This window comes from Ensifer sp. GW821-FHT05G01 (assembly GCF_059419585.1).
Genome location: NZ_JBWKSC010000015.1, coordinates 159,952 through 183,640, shown reverse-complemented (window position 1 = coordinate 183,640; position 23,689 = coordinate 159,952). Strand labels below are relative to the sequence as shown.

At 62.9% G+C, this 23,689-nt stretch carries 21 protein-coding genes and 1 pseudogene; 14 read left to right on the top strand and 8 right to left on the bottom strand.

Features of this window, described 5'->3' with window-relative positions; all coding sequences use genetic code 11:
- Positions 1 to 4: 4 nt before the first annotated feature.
- The gene (locus AC07UR_RS29580) at positions 5 to 265 is read left to right on the top strand and encodes a hypothetical protein (RefSeq protein WP_173421645.1); all 261 of its coding nucleotides are present in this window, start codon (positions 5 to 7) and stop codon (positions 263 to 265) included.
- 105 nt (positions 266 to 370) lie between these two features.
- The gene (locus tag AC07UR_RS29575) at positions 371 to 628 is read left to right on the top strand and encodes a hypothetical protein (RefSeq protein WP_209792072.1); all 258 of its coding nucleotides are present in this window, start codon (positions 371 to 373) and stop codon (positions 626 to 628) included.
- A gap of 136 nt (positions 629 to 764) precedes the next feature.
- On the opposite strand, the gene AC07UR_RS29570 is transcribed toward AC07UR_RS29575, so the two are convergent.
- Positions 765 to 1,988, bottom strand: coding sequence for an acyl-CoA dehydrogenase family protein (locus tag AC07UR_RS29570; RefSeq protein WP_209792074.1), 1,224 nt, complete (start codon positions 1,986 to 1,988; stop codon positions 765 to 767).
- Between the two features lie 112 nt (positions 1,989 to 2,100).
- The gene (locus AC07UR_RS29565; protein ID WP_209792076.1) at positions 2,101 to 3,726 is read right to left on the bottom strand and encodes an ABC transporter substrate-binding protein; all 1,626 of its coding nucleotides are present in this window, start codon (positions 3,724 to 3,726) and stop codon (positions 2,101 to 2,103) included.
- Positions 3,727 to 4,176: 450 nt separating this feature from the next.
- On the opposite strand from AC07UR_RS29565, the gene AC07UR_RS29560 reads away from it, so the two are divergent.
- Both AC07UR_RS29560 and AC07UR_RS29555 read left to right on the top strand, forming a co-directional pair.
- Positions 4,177 to 5,277, top strand: coding sequence for an LLM class flavin-dependent oxidoreductase (locus tag AC07UR_RS29560; RefSeq protein WP_209792078.1), 1,101 nt, complete (start codon positions 4,177 to 4,179; stop codon positions 5,275 to 5,277).
- Positions 5,274 to 6,227: an amidohydrolase family protein gene (locus tag AC07UR_RS29555; RefSeq protein ID WP_209792080.1), complete on the top strand. Its 954-nt coding sequence runs from the start codon at positions 5,274 to 5,276 to the stop codon at positions 6,225 to 6,227. Before AC07UR_RS29560 ends, AC07UR_RS29555 begins: the two co-directional genes overlap by 4 nt.
- An 88-nt stretch (positions 6,228 to 6,315) precedes the next feature.
- Here AC07UR_RS29555 and AC07UR_RS29550 read toward each other — a convergent pair whose 3' ends face one another.
- Genes AC07UR_RS29550 through AC07UR_RS29530 form a run of 5 tightly spaced genes read right to left on the bottom strand, consistent with a single transcriptional unit; the run spans position 6,316 to position 11,305 of the window.
- Positions 6,316 to 7,377 (bottom strand): aldo/keto reductase, encoded by a 1,062-nt coding sequence (locus AC07UR_RS29550; RefSeq protein WP_173421639.1) that lies wholly within the window; start codon positions 7,375 to 7,377, stop codon positions 6,316 to 6,318.
- A 14-nt stretch (positions 7,378 to 7,391) separates the two neighbouring features.
- Positions 7,392 to 8,336 carry an ABC transporter ATP-binding protein gene (locus AC07UR_RS29545; RefSeq protein ID WP_209792082.1) on the bottom strand — a complete coding sequence of 315 codons (945 nt, stop codon included), beginning with the start codon at positions 8,334 to 8,336 and terminating at the stop codon, positions 7,392 to 7,394.
- The gene (locus AC07UR_RS29540) at positions 8,314 to 9,312 is read right to left on the bottom strand and encodes an ABC transporter ATP-binding protein (protein WP_209792084.1); all 999 of its coding nucleotides are present in this window, start codon (positions 9,310 to 9,312) and stop codon (positions 8,314 to 8,316) included. The genes AC07UR_RS29545 and AC07UR_RS29540 overlap by 23 nt, the downstream gene beginning before the upstream one ends.
- A 2-nt stretch (positions 9,313 to 9,314) precedes the next feature.
- Positions 9,315 to 10,319, bottom strand: coding sequence for an ABC transporter permease (locus AC07UR_RS29535; protein WP_209792086.1), 1,005 nt, complete (start codon positions 10,317 to 10,319; stop codon positions 9,315 to 9,317).
- Positions 10,319 to 11,305 carry an ABC transporter permease gene (locus AC07UR_RS29530; RefSeq protein ID WP_209792089.1) on the bottom strand — a complete coding sequence of 329 codons (987 nt, stop codon included), beginning with the start codon at positions 11,303 to 11,305 and terminating at the stop codon, positions 10,319 to 10,321. The genes AC07UR_RS29535 and AC07UR_RS29530 overlap by 1 nt, the downstream gene beginning before the upstream one ends.
- A 293-nt stretch (positions 11,306 to 11,598) precedes the next feature.
- On the opposite strand from AC07UR_RS29530, the gene AC07UR_RS29525 reads away from it, so the two are divergent.
- The 7 genes from AC07UR_RS29525 to AC07UR_RS29495 are packed head-to-tail and all read left to right on the top strand — an operon-like array spanning position 11,599 to position 19,068.
- Positions 11,599 to 12,639: an ABC transporter substrate-binding protein gene (locus AC07UR_RS29525; RefSeq protein ID WP_173421634.1), complete on the top strand. Its 1,041-nt coding sequence runs from the start codon at positions 11,599 to 11,601 to the stop codon at positions 12,637 to 12,639.
- 12 nt (positions 12,640 to 12,651) lie between these two features.
- Complete coding sequence (locus AC07UR_RS29520; protein WP_209792091.1) at positions 12,652 to 13,884, top strand: acyl-CoA dehydrogenase family protein; 1,233 nt, start codon at positions 12,652 to 12,654, stop codon at positions 13,882 to 13,884.
- 10 nt (positions 13,885 to 13,894) lie between these two features.
- Complete coding sequence (locus AC07UR_RS29515) at positions 13,895 to 14,929, top strand: ABC transporter substrate-binding protein (protein ID WP_209792098.1); 1,035 nt, start codon at positions 13,895 to 13,897, stop codon at positions 14,927 to 14,929.
- Positions 14,926 to 15,819, top strand: a complete 894-nt coding sequence (locus AC07UR_RS29510; RefSeq protein ID WP_209792100.1) for an NmrA family NAD(P)-binding protein — start codon at positions 14,926 to 14,928, stop codon at positions 15,817 to 15,819. The genes AC07UR_RS29515 and AC07UR_RS29510 overlap by 4 nt, the downstream gene beginning before the upstream one ends.
- Positions 15,820 to 15,821: 2 nt before the next feature.
- Positions 15,822 to 17,072: an FAD-dependent oxidoreductase gene (locus tag AC07UR_RS29505; protein WP_209792102.1), complete on the top strand. Its 1,251-nt coding sequence runs from the start codon at positions 15,822 to 15,824 to the stop codon at positions 17,070 to 17,072.
- A 22-nt stretch (positions 17,073 to 17,094) separates the two neighbouring features.
- Positions 17,095 to 17,745, top strand: coding sequence for an NAD(P)-dependent oxidoreductase (locus AC07UR_RS29500; protein ID WP_209792104.1), 651 nt, complete (start codon positions 17,095 to 17,097; stop codon positions 17,743 to 17,745).
- Between the two features lie 15 nt (positions 17,746 to 17,760).
- On the top strand, positions 17,761 to 19,068 hold the full coding sequence (locus tag AC07UR_RS29495; RefSeq protein WP_209792106.1) for an NtaA/DmoA family FMN-dependent monooxygenase: 1,308 nt from the start codon (positions 17,761 to 17,763) through the stop codon (positions 19,066 to 19,068).
- 126 nt (positions 19,069 to 19,194) lie between these two features.
- On the opposite strand, the pseudogene AC07UR_RS29490 reads toward AC07UR_RS29495, so the two are convergent.
- Positions 19,195 to 19,401, bottom strand: a pseudogene (locus AC07UR_RS29490) (oxidoreductase); the annotation flags it as partial.
- Positions 19,402 to 19,969: 568 nt separating this feature from the next.
- On the opposite strand from AC07UR_RS29490, the gene AC07UR_RS29485 reads away from it, so the two are divergent.
- The 3 genes from AC07UR_RS29485 (at position 19,970) to AC07UR_RS29475 (ending at position 23,689) form a co-directional block, all read left to right on the top strand.
- A complete protein-coding gene (locus AC07UR_RS29485; protein ID WP_209792108.1) occupies positions 19,970 to 20,995 on the top strand; it encodes a BMP family protein in 1,026 nt (341 codons plus the stop codon).
- Positions 20,996 to 21,120: 125 nt separating this feature from the next.
- Complete coding sequence (locus AC07UR_RS29480; protein WP_209792111.1) at positions 21,121 to 22,650, top strand: ABC transporter ATP-binding protein; 1,530 nt, start codon at positions 21,121 to 21,123, stop codon at positions 22,648 to 22,650.
- Positions 22,640 to 23,689, top strand: coding sequence for an ABC transporter permease (locus AC07UR_RS29475; RefSeq protein ID WP_209792113.1), 1,050 nt, complete (start codon positions 22,640 to 22,642; stop codon positions 23,687 to 23,689). Before AC07UR_RS29480 ends, AC07UR_RS29475 begins: the two co-directional genes overlap by 11 nt.

Below are 23,689 nucleotides of genomic sequence, written 5' to 3'. Positions count from 1 at the left end.
CATTATGAACCTTGAAAGGATCGGTAGATCCCGCTTGAAATTGAGGCTTCCTGCGTTACGAGCGATGATTGACGCGCAGCAGACCCCCGCTTTTTGCGCCTTGTGTGAAGAGTATGCGATTGTCGGCATGGCCCGTGGCCAATTGGGCGCTACAGTCGAATACAAGCCCGCCGAACTCTCCGATCTGGAGATCGTCAGCGTCGAAATCGAGCGAGATGTCGACCGTCTGCTCCATACACCGAACGTAAAGCAGCTACGGAGCTAGAACGTTAGGCGCAGACGCATGCATGTTCTGTCGATAGGCCGCCATGTTGCTGATTTCACGGTGTCAGGAGCTATCTTCCCGGTTGGCAGCCCTAGGAGCAAGGCGATGGATTTCGAAAAGATTGGGCGAGCGCGCATGATGATGCGGCTGCCACGACACCGCAAACAGATTTCAGATGCCAACTTTCTTGCCATCAACGATTTGCTGGAAGCCTATGGCCTTGCCGCAATGAAGCGCGATGAGTTGCGTGAGCAACTGATGCCAGAACCCGCATCGGTGGATGAGTATGACGAACTCTGCCAGAAGTTGGAGGACGACCTTATCCGGATGCTGGCGAGCGTCAGCCCGCGATTGGTGCGCTAGGCATTCTGCGACTAAGGGCAACAGGAAAATGTATCGAGGGCATCGCCAGCCGAGCCCGAACATCACAAAGTATTCGCGTTCATCATGGGAGAGTCTGTGGTGTCCTGTTTTGAGAGGTCATGCTCGCGATGCCGCCTCAAAACACCTTGCCTTCTTTCAGATGCGTGGTCGTGCCGTTCAGCAGGTAGTCGCCCAGCACCCGTGACTTGTGCAGCAGCGGATTGTGATTGAGCACGGTGCGGATGTTGCGCCAGTGTCGGTCGAAATTGTTGTTGCGGGACGTCGCCGATCCACCGCCCAGATCGAACATGCGCTCGGCGCTGCGCAGGCCCAGTTGACCGAGAACCAGTTGTGCGCGGGCAGTCGAAAGCGCGCTGGCTATCAGGGCATCCTCGATCTCTGTTTCGTTGCCCCGGCCGAGCGCTGCAATCGTCCGGTCGAGGGCGCTGGCCGCCGCGGCGACGACGGCGTCGATGGCAAAGGAATTGGCGGCGATTTCGCCGATCACCTGTTGCACGAAGGGGTCCTGGTTAGCAGTTTCCGCCATGCTGTGAGCGGCCGATCGCGCTTGACGGCCAACGTAGGCGAGCCCGTCGGACAGAACATTGCGCACGACGCCGGCCGCGCTGGCAGCGAGATGCAATTGCCGCAAGGTCGAGCAGTGGCGACCGACGAGATTGTCAAGCGCGCGCCGGGTAAATTCGTGCGGGAACACCTCGACATTGTCTAGGATGACTCCGCCGCTGGCGGTCAGACGCTGCCCCATTCCGTCCCAGTCGTCGAGAATGGTGATGCCCTCACGGTCGACCGGCAGGAGAACGCCGACCGCCTGCCCGTCCTCGTCGAGCGCGCTGAACGAGGCAAAATCGGCAAAGGCGGTTCCTGTCGCATACCATTTGCGACCATTGAGCCTGTAGGTGCCGCCCTGCCGTGTGATCGTCGTCGTCACCTGCCCGGGCCGGGCGGTGCCCTGCTCCGTGTGGGCGCCGCCGAACAGCTTGCCGGCAAGGATCAGCTCGACGGCACCGGCATCCCGCTCGCGCGGCTCGCTGAGGATGACGTTTTCGACATAGTTGAAGTGCGAGCGGAGCGCGTGCGCCACGTTGGAATCGGCAGCTCCAATCGCAGCGATCATCTCGATATAGTCGGCAACCGAACCACCCGGACCGCCGAGTGCCACCGGGATGCGCAGCGTTCCCAATTCGAGTTCACGAAAGAGCACGAAGGCCTGGAAGGGAAGTTCGCGCGAGAGGTCACGCTCGGAAGCACCCTTGGCGACTTCGGCCACGAAGCCCGGAACGCGGGCCAGAAGCTCCGTGCGCGTCGGGCGTGAAACACTTTGCACTCTGGTTATGGTCACGCATCAACTCCAACGGGGGAAAGACGGCGCAGCCTGGTCCCCACCGGCTGCGCCGCGCCGCGGCGATCTCACGTCGATGCCATCGACGCGAGATCGCCGAAGTCATCGACGATTACTCATCGAGATAGATGTCGGCGCCGTTGCTCCAGAGATGCTCGACACCCAGCTTCAGGTTCTTAACCCGCTTGTCGTAGACGGTGATGACCGCCGGAGTGACGATATCGAGCGTCGGCAGGTCCGCGACCACCTGTTTCTGGAACGCGTTGAAGAGCTCCAGCCGCTTCTTCGGATCGATTTCGACGGCCGCGGTTTCAAGCAGGCGGTCGACGTCCGGATTGGAGTACTTTGAGCCATTGGTGAACGGCACGCCGGGCTTGAAGTTCTTCGACCAATAGAGGCGCTGCACGCCGACCGTCGGATCGTAGAGATTGCTCATGCCTTCGATGGCGATATCGAAATCGCGGTCGGTGAAGACCCGCTTCACGAAGGTGGCAAAATCCTGGGTACGCAGCTCGACCTTGATGCCGACCTTGGCCAGCGCCTGGGCTATATACTCCGCCGTCTGCTTCGGCGGGCCGGAGGGCTGCGTCGGATCGATGAACAGCTTGAAGCGGAAGCCGTCGGCACCGCGGGCGTAGCCGGCCTCGTCCAGGAGCGCCTCGGCCTTGGCAGGATCGAATTCGTACTTCGGCAAATCCGGCGTGTAGAATTTCACAAGATCCGGGCTGACGGGTCCGTCGAGACGTGTCGCGTAGCCGAGATAGACGGTGTTGACGATGAAGTCCTTGTCGACCGCATGGGCGATGGCGTGGCGCACCTTGATGTCGGCGAGATACTTGTTCTCAAGGTTGAATTCCGCGCGGGCAATGCTCGGCGAATAGGGCGCAGGATCCGTATCCACGACGAGATTGGGGTTTGCCTTCAGCCGATCGATATCGGTGAGCGGCAGATTGGCCGTCGAGACCTGCACTTCGCCGGTCTCGATCGCGGCAACGGCCGCCGCCGGATCGATGATGAAGCGGAAGATGATCTGGTCAAGATAGGGCTTCGGCGAACCCCAGTAGTCTTCGTTGCGAACAAACAGCGCATGGCTGCCGCGCACCCATTCGACGAACTTGTAGGGTCCGGTGCCGACAGGCGCGACGTTGTGCGGGTTCTCGGCGATCTTGGTGCCTTCATAGAGATGCTTCGGCACGATCGGGGCTTCAAAGCTTGCAAAGGCGGTCAGCAGATAGGGAGCAGGCTTGGAGAGGATCAGCTCTACCTCATGCGAGTTGAGCACGTTTGCCTGCTGCACATGCGCAAATGTCGCCCGCCCGCGCGGGTGGTTTTCCTTCAATGCGAGGATGGAGAAAGCAACATCCTCTGCGGTGAAGTCCTTGCCGTCGTGCCAGCGAACACCCTGGCGCAGCTTGAACCAGTAGCGCAGGCCGTCTTCGCTGACCGTCCATTCGGTCGCCAGCAGCGGCTGCGGGTTGAAGTCGCGGTCATAGGTCAGCAGGCTCTCGGTGGCTTTGCCGCTGATATAGTAGGCTGCACCTGCGCTATGAGCGATCAAAACCAGGACCGGCGGTTCGGTGCCGATATTGATCGAGACGCTGCCGCCGCGCGTCGGCTCTTCGGCGGCGAGAACAATCTCGGGGATGGCCCCGACGGCGAGAACGGTTGCCAGCGCAACGCTCGAAAGCAGGAAGGCGCGGCGGGTCGGTTTCGGTGTCCCGGTTTGTCTCGATGTCATGTTGAAGTCCCCAAGCAGGCGCAGCATCAGGAGGCAAGCGCTGGTTCGATTTCGCGCACCCATCATCGGGTGATCTACGCCAGAATAGATACTCCACTAAATTTATGGTGATAATAGATTTCTAAAGTCAGCGTCGCTTGTAAAAAATGCTGCATGGCCGCCGTGCCGGGGCCGAAATATCTCTCGCCACAACCATGTTCTCTCAAATTTCCAGCATTTCGCCGAATTCGATGATCGGCAGCCGCCGCCACCAAATGGCACGGCCACCTCAATTCCTGGCATCGGGCGCCTTGTTCCGGCGCAAGCAGAAGGAAAGCGAACGAAAAATCCCGACATCGGCGAACCCTTGAAAAGCCATCCCAAGATCAGCGCGCAAAACGCAATCGACATTATCTACCTATTAAATAGACTAATGCGAGGCGCTGAGCGCGACGTTTCAAGGAGTTTCCCATGCCATCCGAATTCATCGGTCACACCTCCAACAGGGAGGGATCCGATATCGTGCCCACCACCGGCCCTGTGATCGACAAGGCCTATATCCGCAACCACGTGCAGGCGGCGGAAGCTGCCGGCATCGACCGGCTGCTGATCGGCCAGTTCGCACAGTGGCCCGACAACAACCAGATCGCAGCCTTCGTCTTTTCCCAGACAGAGCACATCGGTGCGCTGCTTGCCCATCGGCCGGGCCTGATGGCACCCACGCTCGGCGCCCGCCAACTCGCAACGCTCGACCAGTTCTCGGAGGGGCGCCTGTGGGTGCACATCATCACCGGCGGTTCCGACACCGACCAGGCCCGCGACGGCGATTTCGAGGATCACGACACCCGCTATGCCCGCACCGACGAATATCTGACCGTGTTGAAGAAAGTCTGGGAAAGCGACCAGCCGTTTGATCACGAAGGGCGCTTCTACAGGTTCAAGGGCGCCTTCAGCCAGGTCAAGCCATACCAGAAGCCGCGAATCCCGATCTCCTTTGGCGGTTCGTCGGACGCAGCGATCGCGGTTGCCGGTAAACATGCCGATATCTATGCGCTCTGGGGCGAACCACTCGACGGCGCGAAGGAGACGATCGCCAAGGTGCGGGCCGCCGCCGTCGCCAACGGCCGTGCGGCGGGCGATATCCGCTACACCCTCGCCTTCCGCACCGTGGTCGCTGAAACCGAGGACGCCGCCTGGTCCAAGGCCGCCGATATCCTCGAAAAGGTAAAATCGCAGGTCGCCCGTTCGGCCGGCGGCAATGGCGAGAAGCTGCCGTCGAATGTCGGCTCCGTGCGCCTGCGCGAGGCCGCCAGCCGCGGCAAGGTGCTCGACAAGCGGCTTTGGACCGAGGTCGCCGAGGCAAGCGGTGCGGGCGGCAATTCGACCGCGTTGGTCGGAACGCCGGAGCAGGTGGCAGACGCCATCCTCGACTACTACGACGCCGGCGTTTCCAACTTCCTCGTGCGGGGTTTCTACCCGACCGAAGACACCGTGACCTACGGACGGGACGTGGTGCCGCTCGTCAAGGCCGGCATTGCCGAACGCGAAGCCAGAAAGGTAGCCGCCGAATGACCGCGCCCCTCGATATCGTCGACATCCATGTGCATCTCTGGCCGCCGGCCTGGAGGCCTGACGGCAAACACGCCAGGCCCGCCGGCAGCTTCACGCCGGAGATTTATCGCAAGATCACCACTCCGCAGGCGCTGGTCGAGGAATGCGAGACCGCCGGCGTGTCGCTGGCGATCGTGACTGCAACCATCGAAAGCCTGTTCGGCCTCGAAGGGCCAGTGCCGCTTTCTGCCTTGCGGGAAGCCAACGACTGGCTGGCGACGCTTTCGCGCGACCACTCGACACTCGCCGGCTTTGGCGTCGTCAACGCCTTCTCAGGCGAGGAAGGCGCTCGCGAAGCCGAGCGTGCCATCGTCGAACTCGGGCTTTCCGGTCTCGTCATCGATTCCGCACGTGACGGCAAATTCCTCGCCGATCCCGCGGTCCGCCCAACGCTCGAGGTTGCCGCGCGCCACAAGGTGCCGGTCTTCGTCCACCCGGTTGCCCATCCCCATTCGCATGTGCTGATCGACGGTGCCGGCACGCTCGGCAATTCGCTCGGCCGCGGGCTGATGAACGGCGTCGCCTTCCTGTCGGTGATCCAGTCACCGGTGCTCGACGAACTCCCGGATCTGCACCTGATCTTTGCGACACTCGGCCTCGGCGCCATCGTCCAGGCGGCACGCGGCGACATCTACAGCCGCGCCGAGCGTGCGGCCGGCAAGCGTCCCAACATTTATTTCGACACGATGGGGCACGATCCTGCAATCATTCGCACCCTCACCGGATTCTTCGGCGCGGAGCGGGTGCTGGCCGGAACGGACTGGCCGATCCTTGCAGCAATTGACCGCAGGAGCCTGAACGACAGCTTGGCGGAGGCCGGCCTCAGCGAGGAAGACGCACGCCTTGTCGCCGGCGGCAACGCCAGACGCCTGCTCTCCCTGCGAGAGGCAAGAGCCGAAGCGGCAGAGTAAACGCCGACATCAAAAAGCCCGGGATCGATGATCCCGGGCTTCGTGTCTCGATCACAATCGGCTCGACAGACTGCCGGGCAAAACCGCCTCAGGCGACGCGCTGGGCCCGCGCGAGCGGAATGATCTCTGCCTCCGCAGCGCCCGAGCGCGGGAATCGACCCTCCAGCGGATGGCCCGGATCGGTAAAGCCCGGTGTCGACGGGTGGCCGGCGGCAACCAGCCGGTCGACCAGGGCCTCGTCCTCGGCATCGATCTTCACGTCCAGCGCACGGATGTAGCCGTCCCACTGTTCCTCGGTGCGCGGCCCGCCGATGGTCGAGGTCACCAGCCGGTTGTTCAGGACCCAGGCGAGCGCGAAGTCTGCGGCAGCGATGCCCTTGGCCTGGGCGTGGGCTGCGATCTGCTTGGCAATCGCGATCGATTCATCGCGGAACTCGACATCATGCATGCGCTTGTCACCGCGGCCGGCTCGAGTGTCGGCGCCAGGTGCCTCGCCCACATTGTATTTGCCGGTCAGAACGCCGCGCGCCAGCGGGCTATAAGTGACGACGCCGAGCCCGTAGGCGGCAGCGGCCGGCAGTTGCTCGGCTTCCGCCGTACGGTTGACGATGTTGTAGAGCGGCTGGCTTGCGACCGGCCTGTCGATCCCGAGTTCGTCGGCCAGTTGCGCGATCTCGGCGATGCGCCAGCCGCGGAAGTTGGAGACGCCGAAGTAGCGCAGCTTGCCGGCCTTGATCAGGTCGGCGATCGCCCGGACAGGCTCTTCCAGCGGCGCATCGAAGACGGAGCGGTGGAAATAGAGGATGTCGATATAGTCGGTGCCGAGATTGCGCAGCGAGTTCTCGACCGTCTGATAGACCCACTTGCGCGAATAGCCGCCGAGGTTGGGCCCCTTCTTGTGCGAATTGACGAACTTGGTCGCCAGCACCCAGTGATCCCGATGGGCCTTGATGCCACGTCCGACGACCTCTTCCGACTTGCCGTCGTGATAGACGTCGGCCGTGTCAATGAAGTTGATGCCCTGTTCGCGCGCCTTGTCGATGATGCGGAAGGCGACATCATCAGGCGTCTGGTTACCGAACATCATGGACCCGAGCGTCAGCGGCGACACTTTCAGGGCACTGCGCCCGAGATAGCGATACTCAACCATTCAAAATCTCCATTTCAGTTGATGCTGTCCGCAAAATGGCAGGCCACCTCGTGGCCGGGTGCAATCGAGCGGAATTCCGGTTCTTCGGCGCGGCAGCGGTCTGTCGCGAGCGGGCAGCGGGTGTGAAACCGACAGCCCGAAGGAATGTTGCTGGGGCTCGGCAGATCGCCGCCAAGCGGGGCTGCATGACGCGGCCGCGACGGATCGGGCACCGCCTCCATCAGCGCGCGCGTGTAGGGATGGCGCGGATCGGACCAGAGCGTCTCGTTGTCGGCACTCTCGACGATCCGGCCGAGATACATGACCATCACCCGGTCGCAGAAATAGCGAACCACGGAGAGGTCGTGGCTGATGAAGATGTAGGAAAGGCCGAATTCCTTTTTCATCTCGACCAGGAGATTGAGGATCTGCGCCTGGATCGACAGGTCGAGCGCCGAAACGGGCTCGTCGCAGACGATCAGCTCAGGATTGAGCAAGAGAGCGCGGGCGATGCCGATCCGTTGCCGTTGCCCGCCTGAAAATTCGTGCGGATAACGATTGATGGAATCGGCCGGCAAGCCGACCTTCGACACGATGCCGGCGACGATCCTCCGGCGCTCGGCGCTGTCGCCTGCCTTGTGAACCACCAGCGGTGCTTCGAGAATTTCGCCGATCGTGTGGCGCGGGTTGAGCGATGCGAAGGGATCCTGGAAAATCATCTGGATCGACTTGCGCACGCTCCTCAGCCGCCGCTGGTCGACGCGCGTGATGTCCTCGCCCTTGAATTCAATCCGCCCCGCGGTCGGATCGACGAGGCGAAGCAAGGTCTTGCCGAGGGTCGACTTGCCGCAACCGCTTTCGCCGACTAGCCCAACCGTCTCGCCACGCTCAACGAAGAGATCGACGCCATCGAGAGAGCGCAGCAGCCCGTCGCGACTCTGGTAGTGGGTCTTGAGGTCAGTAACGGAGAGCAACGGCATCGGGCACGGCCTTGATCGACGAGGTGAAGGGGCAGGCGACGAGGCGATCGGGCGCCGGCACGGTCAGTGGCGGAATGTGATGGCCGCAGCTCGCGCGCGCCTGGGTGCAGCGCGGCCTGAAGGGACAGCCCGCTTCGCCGACGGCCGAAACGATCGATCCCGGAATTTCGGTGAGCGCGCCATCGCGGTAATGGAAGTCGTTCTTCAATCGCGGCGAGGCGGCAAGCAGGCCACGCGTGTAGGGATGCAGCGGGTCCTTGAAGAGGTCGTCAGGCAGCGCCTGTTCCACCTTGCGCCCCGCATACATCACCACCACCCGGTCTGCCCATTGTGCCACCACGCCGAGGTCATGGGTGATGAGCACGACCGCCATCTGCAGCTCGCGCCTGAGCGTGTCGAGCAGATCGAGCACCTGCGCCTGGTTGGTGACGTCGAGGGCCGTCGTCGGCTCGTCGGCGATCAGCAGTTTCGGCCGGCAGGCCACAGCCATCGCGATCATCACCCGCTGGCGCATACCGCCGGACAGCTGGTGCGGATAATCATCCACTCGCTTGTCGGCACCGGGGATGCGCACCAGCTGCAACAGCTCGATTGCGCGTGCGCGGGCCGCGCGCCCCGAGAGTTTCTCGTGGACCTTCAATACTTCGGAGATTTGCCTGCCGATCGTCATCACCGGGTTGAGGCTGGTCATCGGCTCCTGGAAGATCATTCCGATCTCGCGCCCGCGCAGGCGCCGCATCTGGCTGGCATCGAGTGTCAGCAGATCCTGTTCGTCAAAGGTGATACGGCCACTGCTCACTCTTGCCGCCCGCGGCAAGAGCTGCATCAGGGCCAGAGCCGTCAGCGATTTTCCCGAGCCCGATTCCCCGACGATCGCCAGCGTCTCGCCTTCAGCCACTTCAAAGGAGAGGTTGCGGACCGGCTCGGCGCGCGGAAAGCCGATGGTGAGGTTTTCGACCTGAAGCAAAGGAGCCATCGTCAGCGATCCCCAGAGAAGCGGGGGTTGAGCGCGTCGTTCAACCCGTCGCCGATGAGGTTGAGCGCCAGCACCGTGAAGACAATCGCAAGCCCGGGCAGCGCCGTCAGATACCAGGCGGTCCTGACGAGCTCGCGGCCGGTCCCGATCATCGACCCCCAACTGACCACATTGGGATCGCCGAGCCCCATGAAGGACAGCGCCGATTCCATCAGGATCGCCGTTGCCACCATCACCGATGACGTGACGATGATCGGCGGCAGGGCATTGGGCAGGATTTCGCGGAAAATGATGCGGCCGTGGCCGTAGCCGAGGCTGCGGGCGGCCATGACGAAATCCTTCTCGCGGATCGCACGGAACTCGGCGCGGGTCAGCCGCGCCACGGTCGGCCAGGAGATAACGGCGATCGCAAGCGTCACCGTCGTCGCCGAGGGCTGGGCGATGGCCACCAGAACGACCAGAAGCACGAAGCTCGGCAGCGTCTGGAAGATCTCGACGAGCCGCATCAGGATATCGTCGACCCAGCCGCCGAAATAGCCCGCGACAGCGCCGACCAGCACGCCGAACGTCAATCCCAATGCCGTTGCCGTCAGGCCCACGAACAGGGAAATGCGCGAGCCGTGCAGGATGCCGGCGAGCACATCGCGCCCAAGGGAATCCGTGCCAAGCGGAAAGGCCGGATCCTGTCCCGGCCACAAGAAGGGACGCCCGACCATCGAAAGCGGGTCCTCGGGAAAGAACACTGGGGCCAGAAGTGCGACAGCGATGACGAGACAGAGGAAACCGGTGCCGAACAGCGCGTTCGGATTGGCGAAGAAGACCTTCAGCGCCCGGCGCCCGTTGGTAATCGCGATCGTCGCGCTCTGCTGGGAGCGCGCGTCCGGCGCCTTGACGTTGGACCAGGCAGGCCCCTCCGTCGCGACAACCGCGGTAGGCTGCTCAATTTCAGTGGCAGGTGCATAGGCGCTTGAAATGTTGCGGAGTGCTCCGACACCGGTGGTGGACATCAGCGTGCTCCAATTCGGGGATCGAGCCAGGCGTGAACGAGGTCCACGGCGGCATTGGCAAGGATGACGAGAAGCGAAGACAACAGGAGGATGCCGAGCAGCACCGTGAAATCGCGGCCCATCACTGCTTCGAAGGCGAGCCGGCCAAGGCCGGGCCAGCTATAGACCGTCTCGACCACGACGGCGCCGCCGAGCATGCCGCCGATATGCATGCCGGCCATGGTGGTGATCGGGATCAGCGCGTTGCGCAGCACATGGCGGGCGGTCACGCCGAACGGCGTCAACCCCTTGGCATAGGCGGTGCGAACGAAGTCCTGGTTCTTGACCTCGAGCATCGAGGCTCGCGTCAGTCGCGCATAGATCGCCACATAGAAAAGCGCGAGCGACGTTGCCGGCAGCACCATGTAGCGCGCCGCGTCTACCAGAGCGGCCCAGCCCGTCAGCCGCGAACCGATCGTGCCCGAGCCGCCGCTTGGCAGCCAGCCGAGCTTGACCGAGAAGAAAACGATCAGCATCAGCCCGATCCAGAAGCTCGGGATCGAATAGAACAGCAGCGAGAAGACTGAGAGCAGCCGGTCGGGTATGCGGCCCGCAAACGTCGCCATCAGTGATCCGAGGATGACGCCGAGGAAGATCGCGATGATGAGTGCCACCGCCATCAGCGTCAGGGTTCCCGGCAGGCGCTGGGCGATCAGGTCGGCAACCGGCATGCCGTAGCGCGGCGAAAATCCGAGGCTGAAATGCGCGAGGTTGTTGAGGTAGGTCGCCAACTGCTCCAGCACCGGACTGTCCAGCCCGAAGCGGGCCCTCAGCGCCGCCACGCTTTCCTCGGTCGCCGACCCCGCCTCGCCGGCCAGCACGTCGGCAGCGTCGCCCGGCGCCAGCTGCAGCAGGAAGAAATTGAGGATGATGATCCCGAGCAGGGTCGGAATTGCCTGCAACAGCGTGCGTCGCAGTGTTCTGACAATTCTGACCAAAGCCGGCATGCCTGTCGTCTCTCAGTTGGAAACTCGCACAAAGCGAAACGTGTCATCGACCCGGTTTCCCGAAGCCGATGATTTTATTGTTGACTAACTCTATAGGCTTTGTCAAACCTGTTTTGGTAATTTCAACTCGATAACCCCGGCATATAGGAACCAGTTTCCCACACAAGGGCAATAAGGCGCCGAATGAAGGAGATATTTCTCCAAATTCGGAGCGCGCAGCAACAGCGCACTACAAAGTCCCTTCGGAGTGAAAAAGGCTTCCTGATACCAACGTGAAGGACGGCAGAGGATCCATGACGCGCAAGAACGCCATCTCACAAATCTGGTATACCCGCTGCCCGGTGCCGACCCCGGTCGGCCTTGCGACCCAGCTGGGCCTGCTCGACGAAGCCTTCGCCAGCGAGGGTATCACCCTCAATTCCATCATCGACAGCAAGGACCGGACGATCCGGTCCAGCCACTTCAACCATCATCTGGACTACTCGTTTCGCCACGGCGGCAACGTCCCGCCGATCCGGGCCCGTTCGGAAGGCAATCCGACACGACTCGTCGGCATTACCTGGACCGACGAGTTCCAGGCGATCATCACCTTGCCAGGTACGGGAATCAGGACGACGCGGGACCTGGTCGGCCGTCGCTTCGGCATTGCCCGACGCCCGCCGGGCATTGTCGACTTCATGGCGGCGACCGCACTGAAGGGATTGGTCTCCGCTTTGTCGCTCGAGGGCCTGACGCACACCGACGTCGAGATCGTCGATATCCCGCTTGAAGACACGGTGCTCGACAATCGCGACGGGCCGCAACTTTACGGCCTGCGCAACCGGCAGGCCTATGGCCCGGAGGTCGCAGCGCTGCTTCGCGGCGAAGTCGATGCCATCTACGTCAAGGGCACGCCCGGCATCAGCGTCGCCAACCTCTTCGCCACCCACACTGTGGCCGAATTCGGCTTCCACCCGGATCCGAAAATCCGCATCAATTCGGGCTCGCCGCGCATCCTCACCGTCGACGAGCGGCTGGCGGAGGATCGACCCGACCTGGTGGTGAAGCTGATCGAGACCCTGAAGCGCGCGAGTGCCTGGGCCGAGGCGCACCCGGATGAGGTGCGCCGCTTCGTTGCCCGCGAAGTCGGGGCATCGGAAGAGGTCGTCGCAGCCGCCAACGGCCCGGACCTGCATCGCCACCTCGGAATTGGGCTCGAGCCCGAACTCGTCGATGCGATCGGACACTACAAGGACTTCCTGCATGAATGGGGCTTCCTTGCCCAGAACTTCGACATCGAAGCCTGGGTCGACCGTCGCCCCTGGGCCGATCTCGAAACACGCGCCGTTGCCTGACCGGAGAAACCGATGACTGCCGAAACTGACATCGCCTTGGCGATCGAAAAGGCTGAGGAACTGGGAAAGCGTTTTGCGCTGACCGCCCGGCACTATGACGAAACCGGCGAGTTTCCCTTCGCCAATTTCGATGCGCTTCACGAGGCCGGGCTGCTCGGCCTTGTGACCGCGAGGGAACACGGCGGCCTCGGCGGCGGGTTGACCGAAGCGCTTGTCGTCGTCTCCGCCATTGCCCGTGGCGAGCCGTCCACCGCGCTCGTCCTCTCCATGCACTACAACCAGCACTATTCGCTGCGCACGTCGGGCAAGTGGCCGGCACATCTCGTCGAGCGCGTGACCAGGGCCAACCGCGACGGCGTGGCGCTGATCAACGCCGCGCAGGTCGAACCACGCGTCGGCTCTCCATCGCACGGTTCGCTGCCGGAGACGATCGCACGCCGGGTCGGCGACCACTGGCGGATCACCGGCCACAAAACCTATGCGACGGGCATTCCGCTCCTGCGCTGGGTTTCCGTGCTCGCCGTCACCGACGAGCCGGTGCCGCGGCTCGGGTCGTTTCTCGTGCCGACATCGGCGGACGGTATCCGGGTCGAAAAAACCTGGAATGCCACGGGCATGCGCGCCACCAACAGCGACGATCTGATCCTCGACGACGTCGCCGTGCCGCTGGAAGACGTGCTCGATATCGCACCGGCAAACGAAGGCCTGAAGCGCGACGAGCGCATGGGCGCCTGGTATTTCAGCCTCGTGCCGTCAATCTACGACGGTGCCGCACGCGGCGCCCGTGACTGGCTGATCGAGTTCACCACCACGCGGGCACCGGCAAGCCTCGGTGCACCGCTTTCGACCGTGCCGCGCATCCAGGACGGGCTTGGCCAGATCGAGGTGCTGCTGACCGTCAATCGCCGGTTGCTGCGCTCGATTGCCGAGGATTTCGACGCCGGCCGATCGTTCGGTCCGGATGCGGCCGCGGTCAAGCACACCGTCATCGAGAATGCGATTGCCGTGACCACGCTGGCGCTGGAACTCGGCGGCAATCCAGGCATCAGCCGCGACAATCCGCTGGAGCGCCATCATCGCGACGCCCTGTCCGGCAAAGCGCATGCCCCGCAGAACAACCTGATCCGAACGATGCTCGCTAAGGCGGCGCTCAGCCGGCATGCAGCCGCCCCTGCCGAACCGCTGGAGCCGGTGCCCATGCGCACCCATCAACAACCCCGCCTCGCCGTTGTCGGCCGCAGCTAGGAGCTTCGCGATGTCATCCCTCTCCTCCGTCTGGTACACCCGCTGCCCGGCCCCGACACCCCTGTCGATCGCCCATCAACTCGGTTGGATCGACCGGCAGTTCGAAGCTGCCGGTGTTGCCGTTCACTCGATCCGCGACAGCAAGGACAAGGACGTCCGCGAAAGCCATTTCACCCATGCGCTGGACCATTCCTTCCGGCAGGGCGGCAACATCCCGCCGATCTGGGCACGCTCGGGTGGGCGCCAGACCCGGGTGGTTGGCATCACCACCACGGACGAATTTCAGGCGATCATCGCGCTTCCCGGCTCTGGCATCGCCAAGGGCGCCGACCTGAAAGGCCGGCGCATCGGCGTGCCGCGCAAACCGAATGAAGCCATCGTCGATTTCCAGCGGGCCACTGCGCTTAAGGGCATCGTTTCGGCGCTGTCGCTTGCGGAGCTTGATCATGGCGAAGTCGAGCTGGTCTATCTCGACAGCAAGGAGGCGAACCTGATCGAGCGGGGCAACGCGGCCTTCCTCGGCCTGAAGCGTCGCTACCCCTATGGCGACGAGCTTCTGGCGCTGGCCGCCGGCAAGATCGATGCCTTCTTCGTCAAGGGGGCCGAGGGGCTGGTGCTCGCCAACCAGATCGGCGCCGTCGTCGTCTCGGAATTCGGCTTCCACCCCGACGCCAAGATCCGCATCAACAACGGCACGCCGCGGCCGCTGACCGTCGATCTCAAATTTCTCGACGAACATTTCGACCTCGTCACCGGCCTTGTCGCAACGGTCGCGCGCGTCGCCGACTGGGCGGATGCGAACCCGGAAGACGCCGTGCGCTTCATCGCCAACGAAATCGGCGTCGGCGAAGATGCAATCTGGGCTGCGAACGGCCCAGATGTCCATCGCCACCTCACGCTGACCCTGGACGATGACCAGGTGGCAGCATTCGACCACTTCAAGCAGTTTCTGCTCGAATGGGGGTTCATTCCGGCCGACTTCGACGTCCATGACTGGATCGACCGCCGCCCGCTGGATGCTGCATCACGGAAGGCGGCCGCATGAGCACGACACCAATTCTTGTCACCGGTGCGCCAATCGTCGTCACCGGTGCGACCGGCAAACTGGGCCAATTGATCGTCCAACGACTGTTGGCACTGAAGCAACCGGTTCGCGTCTTCACGCGCCGGCCCGATGTCGCACGGAAGCTCTTTGGCGAAAGCGTGCACGTCGCCGCCGGCGACTTCGGTGATCGCAGGTCACTCGACGCTGCCCTGCACGGCGCCAACAGGCTGCTGCTTTTGTCGCCGATAAGCGCCAGGCTCGTTACGGACCAGATCGGCGTCGCTGACGCCGCCGTCGCGGCGGGCGTCCAGCGCATCGTCAAGATCTCGGGCTCCGACTGGACCATCGATCCACCCGGCAATTCCATCTCGGGCGACGCGCACGCCGCCGTCGAACGACACCTCGCCAGCCTTCCCGCGGTCGCAGTTTCGCTTCGGCCGAATGCCTGGATGCAGGTTTCGCTCGCCAATACCATCCGTCACGCAATCGCCAACAATACGGTAGCGGCGGCCAAGATCGAGGCAGGCGTGGGCTACATCGATGCACGGGATATCGCCGACGTCGCGGTCCATCAGCTTCTGGCCGAACGCGTCAGTGGGCGAACGCTCAATCTCACCGGTCCTGATATCGTGACGGCGCGCCAGGTGGCCGAGCTGCTTTCAACGGTCTTGAAGCGACCGGTTTCTGCTGTCGATAAGGCTCCTTTGCCGGCATCCCAGGACGCCGATTTCGAGCACCGTGCAATCGCGCAGTTCGTCCGGCTGATCGCCGCCGGCCGCGCAGCCACGACCACCGATGTCGTGAGGTCGCTGCTCGGCCGACCACCGCGCAGCGTCGCAGCCTTCATCTCCGAACACGTCGCCGCAGAGGCGGCGCTCGCCGAGTCATAGCCATGAGCATCCCCTTCGTTGATATCGCCATCATCGGCGGCGGCCCGGGTGGCCTCGCGCTCGCCCAGGGTCTGAAGAAGAACGGCATCGATACCGCCGTATTCGAACGCGATCCGGTCCGCGCCGACTATGTGCAGGGCTTTCGCATGCGCATCCGCCAACGCGGTATCGACGCACTTCAGGCCAACCTGCCGCCTTACCTATTTCAAGCGTTCCTAGACACGCTCGGACTTGCTCCGACCGAAAGCCTGATCCTCGACGAAAGCTTCGAACGGCTGGAGGATATCGGGCAGGCCAGTCGCGAGCCCGAGGACACCCATATTGAAAAATCGGTGAGCCGGATCACGCTGCGGCAGATCCTTCTTTCCGGGCTCGATAATATTCTCCACACGGGCAAGCACTTCGAGCGCTACGAGGCGCTGCCGGATAGCACGGTTGTCGCCCATTTCACGGACGGATCGGCAGTGCGGGCCAATCTCCTGGTTGGTGCCGACGGTGCGGGTTCTGCGGTCCGCAGGCAGTTGCTGCCCGATCTGAAGAGCATTGACACCGGTGTGCGGCGCCTGGCCGGCAAAATCAGCCTTGACGTGGCCGCACGCCATGACATCTCGCCGCTTCTGACCGAGTTCAACACCAATATCCGCCCGCGCGACGGCCGCGGTCTGATGATCACCAGCCACCGGGTCGATCCATCAGCCCATGCCCGGCACGACTTTATTGGCGCAGAAGACCCTGGTCATCGCGACATCCCCGGCTTTCATTTCAACAACTCCACCAGCTACACTTGGTGGAACACGGCCTACGACACCGACGAGCTTGGCCCGGACGATGTGCTTGAACAGCTCGACGGTACGGGCCTGCTGCAGACGCTGCTTCAACGTATCGGCCATTGGGACGAACGCATCCTGAAGCTCATCCGTCACAGCGATCCGTCGACCGTGGCATTTCTCAAGGTCAAGAGCTCGACCCCCGGCGCACAATGGCAGACGGGTCCTGTCACGCTGCTCGGCGATGCGATCCACGCGATGACCTATTTCCGCGCGCTCGGCGGTAACACCGCGCTCTACGACACCGGCCTTCTGGTTCGCGAGCTCGTTGCCGCGCGGCATCAGGGCAAGCCGCTGCTTGCGGCCGTCAACGACTATGAAAACACCATGCGCGTACACGGCTATGAGGCCGTCCGGTCCTCGCTCTCCGCCATGCAACGTAACGTCGGGGCCAACCGTCCGCTGAAGTCGGTGCCCGCACTCTAAAAACCTCAGGAAAGATCTGATCATGTCCATCGTCGTCTTTGGCGCCTCCGGAAACATCGGCAGCAACATCCGCAAGGAGGCGCTTTCCCGCGGCCGCCGCGTGACGGCCGTCACCCGGTCGACCGACATCGAGCCCGAAGAGGGTCTCACCGTGCGCAAGGCCGACATCGCCGACGCGGGCGAGGTCGCAAACATCGTCGCCGGCCACGACGCCGTCATCAGCGCCTATAGTCCGGGTCTGCGCCGTCATTCCGCGGAGGACGCCGCCGAGCTGATCCGCGAGGCGCACGCGTCGCTGCTTGCAGGCGTCAAGCAGGCGGGTGTGCGCCGCATCATCATCGTCGGCGGCGTCGGCAGCCTGGAGGCGAGCCCTGGCGTCGATGTGGTCGACAGCGATTTCTATCCGGCCGAGCACAAGGCTCACACGCTGCGCAACCGCGAGATCCTGCGCAGCCTGAAGCGCGGCGAACACGATCTCGACTGGACCTATGTCTCGCCGCCGCTGTCGATCAAGGCCGGCGAAAGAACTGGAACATTCAGGCTCGGCGAAGACAGGCTGTTGCGTGACGACACGGGCGAAAGCCGCATTTCGGAGGCCGACTTCGCCATCGCCATTCTCGATGAACTCGAGAAGGGACAGTTCATCGGCCGCCGCTTCACTGCGGCCTACTGAAGGACCGTGATCGGCATGCCCCGCAAGACGCGCAAGCTCAACCTCAATGTCGGCATCAACACCACGGGCTATCTGCCGGCCGCCTGGAAGTACCGCACCGGCGACCGCCACGACATCTATGATCCCGGCTACTATCGCCGCCTGACGGAACTGGCGCACAGGGGCCTGTTCGACGCGGTGTTCTTTTCTGATCACCCGGCGATGATGACCGACCCGAACAGCCGGCCGTTCCATACGATCGACCCGCTGATCCTTTGTACCGCCTTGGCCGCGCAGGTGCCCGACATCGGCTTCGTCGCGACGATGTCATCCACCTACAATTCGCCCTACAATCTCGCGCGCCGCACCCAGTCGACGGACATCATTTCCGGCGGCCGGCTGATCATCAACATCGTCTCGTCCTTCAACCCCAATGTTGCCGCCAACTTCGGCTCGGCACCGCTGCCGCCCCGCAGCGAGCGCTACGCCAAGGCGTCCGAATTCCTCGATGTCACCAAGAAACTCTGGGCGAGCTGGGATCCGGCCTGGGAAGGCAGCATCCCGGACGACCGGTTCTGGGATGCGGCAAGCGCCCGGGCGATCGACCATGACGGCGATCATTTCTCCGTCAGGGGACCGCTCAACGTGCCGCGCGGGCCCCAAGGCCATCCAGTGATCGCGCAGGCCGGCGCTTCGGAGGGTGGCATCGATCTCGCCGCGCGCCACGGCGAAATCATCTATTGCAACATCCTCTCCCGCCCGGCCGGCCAGGCTTTCGGTGCGAAAGTCAAAAGCCGCGCCGCGGCTCTTGGCCGGGATCCGACCGGCATCCGCATCGTGCCCGGCCTCGTGGTCATCCTCGGCGAGACCCGTGAAGAGGCGTTGCGCAAGCACGAACTGTTCAGCGGCGCCGGCTCTTCGGACGGGCTCATCGCCAGATTCATCAAGGAGAATGGCATCGATCCGGATGGCTTCGATCCGGATGCGGTTCTCAATCCCGAACGCTTCGTGCCCGACCCCAACCGGCTTCAGGCGGTCGGAATGGGGCTCGGGCTCCTTGATCTGCTGACACACGAAAAGCTGACGGCGCGACAGGCGGTGCGCCGCTCGGAGGGCCATCACCGCCTGCTGCTCGGCACGCCGGAGGAAGTGGCGGACGCCCTCATCGACCTCTGGTCTGACGGCACCGTCGACGGCTACACGCTTCAGCCGCCACGGGCACCTGATGACATCGAGGAATTCGTCGAGAAAGTCGTCCCTATTCTCCAGGACCGCGGTGTCTATCGCAGCCGATATGAGGAGCGAACAGTCAGGGAGCGCTACGGTTTGCCTTTTCCAGTTTGATAGATACAGGACAGCTGCAAGGGCAGACGACGACGAGGCGGCGAGCAAGTGCGCGACAGGTTTTTAAAAGAACCCGTCGCGTCGAAGGGCAAGCGGCGCCGTCTTGTCGACTGTGCAACGCACCTGAAACGCTTCTAGAACGGTCTCATCCGTCGCCTCCGCAATGAAGAACAGTGAGTGTGAGGCCCGAGCGACGGCCTCGGCCTTGATCAGAACACCGTGGCGAGCGGCGCCCGATCGGCTCAAGTGGTTCAACAGCATCGTTCCCTTGGCCGGATCGCGCGCGGGGCAGGTGTCGGGCGAGTGCTGATGATGCACAATGAACAAGGGCATAGAGATCTCCATGCTGCGGCGCGTCGAACCATCCGCTCGGCCCGAATGCGATCAGTTCTGATCCTTGGACACGTTGACTGCCGGCGCGAACAAAGATCGTCCCAATACCTGTACAATGCGCATTGGACTGCGCACCCTGCCGGCAAGACAGACACTCATCGGACGCAATTGATCACGCCCGGGCTTCGCTTTCGCCCGATATCGTTAGCAAGATCCCGCACGTGTTGCCGATGATCTTAAATCGCGTTCAATTCCGACCATCCTATCAGGCGACACCAATATCCCCATTGAGCCTGGCGCAAGTATGCCGACTGGAGCTCACGCCGAGGCACTCATCAATTTAACGGGCGGGGCCGGGTTGGAATGGGCGCTCTTCTTTATGGATAGATTGTGCACAACGCGACATAGGTGCGCCTTCGCCGTTGTGCTCCGATGGCTTATTTCCATCACCTGAGCGTGAGGTGAACTTTCCGCGGCGTCCAATTGCTGCAATCTTCAACTTCACCTACATTGACCAAGTGGTAAAAAGACGCGTTCCAAAACGCGCAATCAATCAGAGGGGAATTTCATGCATAGCAATTCCTTCAATCTCGCCATTTCCAGAAGAAACCTGATCAAAATTGCCGGCGCTACTGCCGCAGTGGCTACGGCGGGTCTACCAGGTCGTCTGCTGGCTGCTGACCCGATCAAGGTGGCAGCCGTTTACACCGTACCGGTCGAGCAACAGTGGGTCAGCCGCATCCACAAGGCGGCCAACGCCGCCAAGGAACGCGGCGACATCGAATACGTCTATTCGGAAAACACCGCGAACAACGACTACGAGCGCGTCATGCGCGAATATTGCGAGGCCGGCCACAAGCTGATCCTGGGCGAGGTCTTCGGCGTTGAGGATGCCGCCCGCGCCGTCGCCAAGGACTACCCTGATGTCGCCTTCCTGATGGGCTCGAGCTTCAAGCCCGATGCCGCCGTGCCCAATTTCTCGGTGTTCGACAACTACATACAGGACGCATCCTATCTGTCCGGCCTCATCGCTGGCGCGATGACCAAGTCCAAGAACATCGGCATGGTGGGAGGCTATCCGATCCCGGAGGTCAACCGGCTGATGAACGCATTCATGGTCGGCGTTAAGGAAGTGGCACCGGATACCAAGTTCCAGGTTGCCTTCATCGGCTCATGGTTCGATCCGCCCAAGGCGAAGGAGACCGCATTCGCCCAGATCGATGGCGGTGCAGACCTCCTGTATGCCGAACGTTTCGGCGTGTCCGATGCCGCCAAGGAAAAGAAGATCCTGGCCATCGGCAATGTCATCGATACCCAGGCGGACTATCCCGACACGGTTGTCGCCTCCGCGTTGTGGCACTTCGAACCGACGCTGGACAAGGCGATCGCCGAAGTGAAGGCCGGCACGTTCAAGGCGGACGACTACGGCGTCTATTCCTTCATGAAGAACGGCGGCTGTTCGCTCGCACCTCTCGGCACCTTCGACGGCAAGGTTCCCGACGACGTCAAGGCCAAGGTCGCGGAGAAGGAAAAGGCGATCAAGGGCGGCTCTTTCACCGTCGAGGTCAACGACGCCGAGCCGAAGTCGAGCTAGCCTGTCCCCCCGTTCATGGGACGGTGATGGCCGTGGCGGGCGAGGAACTCCCCTCCGTCGACAGCGACCATGACCTCCCTGGACGGGAAAGGAGCCTTCCCGCAACGCCACTTCCGGTCACCGCCGTGTCAAGCACCCCTGCCCTTCGTCTGTCCGGCATCAGCAAGCGTTTCGGCCCGCTCAGGGCCAACGATGCCATTTCCTTCGAGTTGAAGCGGGGCGAAGTCATAGCGCTTCTCGGCGAGAATGGCGCCGGCAAGACGACGCTGATGAACATTCTCTTCGGTCACTACGTCGCCGACGAAGGGACCGTGGAGGCCTTTGGCAAACCTCTTCCGCCCGGAGATCCGCGCGCTGCCCTTGATGCCGGCATCGGCATGGTCCACCAGCATTTTACCCTTGCCGACAACATGACGGTGCAGGAAAACATCGCGCTTGGCACGCAAAGCCTCTGGCGCATGCGTCTCGACCGGACCGCAGCGCGACGACACATAGAGCAACTCTCCAGCGATTTCGGCCTCGCCGTCGATCCCGCAGTCACCGTCGCCACTCTTTCGGTCGGCGAACGCCAGCGCGTCGAGATCCTGAAGGCGCTTTACCGTGACGCCCGCGTCCTGATCCTCGACGAGCCGACGGCCGTTCTGACACCCGCCGAAACCGACGCACTCTTCCGGACGCTGAAGCTACTCGTCGCCAAGGGTTTGTCGATCATCTTCATCTCGCACAAACTGCACGAGGTGATGGCGGTCAGCGATCGTGTGCTGGTTCTTCGCTCCGGCCAGCTTGTTGGCGAGCGCGACACGGCCTCCACCGACCGAAAGGAACTGGCGGCCCTCATGGTCGGCCAGGAGGTCAAGTCGGCGAAGGTCAGCCCGATGAAACGGGGTGCACCGCTGCTGGCGCTCGAACGCGTGTCCACAGCGCCCTATAACGGGTCCGGCCTCGACGAGGTGTCGCTCACGCTTACAGCCGGAGAAATCACAGGGCTTGCCGGCGTTGCCGGCAATGGCCAGGCCGTCCTTGCCGCCCTCATCGCCGGCATCCGGCGCCCGGTGCGCGGGAACATTTCCATCGCCGGGCAAGACGTCGCCGACTGGTCACCCCGCGCAGCCCTCGCCCATGGCGTCGCCCGAATTCCGGAAGACCGCCACGCCATCGGCAGCATCGGCGACATGAGCGTGACGGAGAATGTCATCGCCGAACGCTACAGGAGCCCACGGTTCAGCCGCATGGGCTTCCTGAACTGGAAGGCATCCCGCCAGTTCGCCGAGAAACTCATCGCCGACTACGAGGTCAAATGTCCCTCGCCCGAGGCAAGGATACGGCTCCTCTCGGGCGGCAACATGCAGAAGCTCATCCTCGGGCGGGCCCTTGACCCAGACCCGACGGTCATCCTGGCAAGCCAGCCGACCCGCGGCCTCGATGTCGGCGCCGTCTCCTATGTCCACCGCATGCTGCTCGAAGCACGCGACAGGGGCGCGGCAATATTGCTGATTTCGGAAGACCTCGAGGAAGTCCTGGCCTTGTCCGACCGCATCATCGTCATGTCCAAGGGACGCCTTTCGACGCCGTCTTCGCGCGGCGAGCGGAGCATTCGGGAACTGGGAGAGTTGATGGCAGGCCATAGCGGGGAGCACAGCGACCATGCGGCTTGAGCCGAAGTCGGCACCGTCCCTGGCGGTCACCCTGATGTTTCCGCTGGCGGCCATCGCCACGACGCTTTTCCTGACATCGATGCTGGTGCTTGCCGCTGGCGCCTCTCCCCTCTCCGTCTTTTATCTCGTTGCCAAGGGCGCGGCCGGCTCGCAGTTCGCGCTCGTGGAAACCCTGACCCGCGCAACACCGCTGATCTTCACTGGCCTGGCGATCGCCGTCGCCTTTCGGGCAAAGCTCTGGAATATCGGCGCGGAAGCCCAACTCTACATCGGCGGTGTCGTCACCGTGGTGCTGGGAACCGGCGCACTGCCGCTGCCTTCGGTCATCCTGATCCCGGTGATCATGATCGCCGCCATGGCGGCAGGTGCGGCTCTTCTGCTCGGCCCGGCCGTGCTGAAGACCCGCTTCGGCGTCGACGAAGTGGTGACCACGCTGCTGCTCAATTTCATCGTGCTGCTGTTCGTGTCGATGCTGCTTGAAGGTGTCCTCAAGGATCCGATGGGGCTCGGCTGGCCGCAATCGCAGAAGGTCATCGCCGAGGCCCAGCTGCCGCGCATTATCCAGGGCAAGCGCCTGCATTACGGCTTCGTCATCGCCATCGTTTCGGCCGTTCTCGTCTGGCTCGTCATGAAAAAGACGGTTCTCGGCTACGAAATGCGCGCCGTCGGCCATAACCCGGAAGGCGCGCGGTTCGTCGGTATCCTGGTCAATCGCACGCTGATGAAGACGGCGTTGCTTTCGGGCGGTCTGGCGGCACTCGCCGGTTTTTCCGAAGTCTCGGGGCTCAAGGGCAACCTGACGCTCGATCTGTCGCCGGGCTACGGCTACACCGGCATCGTCGTCGCCATGCTCGCCATGCTCAATCCGCTCGGCGTCATCGCATCGGCCATCTTCGTCGCCGGCATCTTCGTCGGCGCCGATGCCATGAGCCGTGCGGCCAAGGTGCCGAGTTACATAGCGGACGTCATGGTCGCCACCTCGCTTCTGACGATGGTTGTCGCGATCCTTCTGACGCGCTACCGGATCAAGTGGAGGTGA

What these genes read in the sequence shown, in the direction of transcription:
- AC07UR_RS29580 (WP_173421645.1), top strand. Translation starts at nt 5, where the DNA reads ATGAACCTTGAAAGGATCGGTAGATCCCGCTTGAAATTGAGGCTTCCT.
- AC07UR_RS29575 (WP_209792072.1), top strand. Translation starts at nt 371, where the DNA reads ATGGATTTCGAAAAGATTGGGCGAGCGCGCATGATGATGCGGCTGCCA.
- AC07UR_RS29565 (WP_209792076.1), bottom strand. Translation starts at nt 3,726, where the DNA reads ATGACATCGAGACAAACCGGGACACCGAAACCGACCCGCCGCGCCTTC.
- AC07UR_RS29560 (WP_209792078.1), top strand. Translation starts at nt 4,177, where the DNA reads ATGCCATCCGAATTCATCGGTCACACCTCCAACAGGGAGGGATCCGAT.
- AC07UR_RS29555 (WP_209792080.1), top strand. Translation starts at nt 5,274, where the DNA reads ATGACCGCGCCCCTCGATATCGTCGACATCCATGTGCATCTCTGGCCG.
- AC07UR_RS29550 (WP_173421639.1), bottom strand. Translation starts at nt 7,377, where the DNA reads ATGGTTGAGTATCGCTATCTCGGGCGCAGTGCCCTGAAAGTGTCGCCG.
- AC07UR_RS29545 (WP_209792082.1), bottom strand. Translation starts at nt 8,336, where the DNA reads ATGCCGTTGCTCTCCGTTACTGACCTCAAGACCCACTACCAGAGTCGC.
- AC07UR_RS29540 (WP_209792084.1), bottom strand. Translation starts at nt 9,312, where the DNA reads ATGGCTCCTTTGCTTCAGGTCGAAAACCTCACCATCGGCTTTCCGCGC.
- AC07UR_RS29535 (WP_209792086.1), bottom strand. Translation starts at nt 10,319, where the DNA reads ATGTCCACCACCGGTGTCGGAGCACTCCGCAACATTTCAAGCGCCTAT.
- AC07UR_RS29530 (WP_209792089.1), bottom strand. Translation starts at nt 11,305, where the DNA reads ATGCCGGCTTTGGTCAGAATTGTCAGAACACTGCGACGCACGCTGTTG.
- AC07UR_RS29525 (WP_173421634.1), top strand. Translation starts at nt 11,599, where the DNA reads ATGACGCGCAAGAACGCCATCTCACAAATCTGGTATACCCGCTGCCCG.
- AC07UR_RS29520 (WP_209792091.1), top strand. Translation starts at nt 12,652, where the DNA reads ATGACTGCCGAAACTGACATCGCCTTGGCGATCGAAAAGGCTGAGGAA.
- AC07UR_RS29515 (WP_209792098.1), top strand. Translation starts at nt 13,895, where the DNA reads ATGTCATCCCTCTCCTCCGTCTGGTACACCCGCTGCCCGGCCCCGACA.
- AC07UR_RS29510 (WP_209792100.1), top strand. Translation starts at nt 14,926, where the DNA reads ATGAGCACGACACCAATTCTTGTCACCGGTGCGCCAATCGTCGTCACC.
- AC07UR_RS29505 (WP_209792102.1), top strand. Translation starts at nt 15,822, where the DNA reads ATGAGCATCCCCTTCGTTGATATCGCCATCATCGGCGGCGGCCCGGGT.
- AC07UR_RS29500 (WP_209792104.1), top strand. Translation starts at nt 17,095, where the DNA reads ATGTCCATCGTCGTCTTTGGCGCCTCCGGAAACATCGGCAGCAACATC.
- AC07UR_RS29495 (WP_209792106.1), top strand. Translation starts at nt 17,761, where the DNA reads ATGCCCCGCAAGACGCGCAAGCTCAACCTCAATGTCGGCATCAACACC.
- AC07UR_RS29485 (WP_209792108.1), top strand. Translation starts at nt 19,970, where the DNA reads ATGCATAGCAATTCCTTCAATCTCGCCATTTCCAGAAGAAACCTGATC.
- AC07UR_RS29475 (WP_209792113.1), top strand. Translation starts at nt 22,640, where the DNA reads ATGCGGCTTGAGCCGAAGTCGGCACCGTCCCTGGCGGTCACCCTGATG.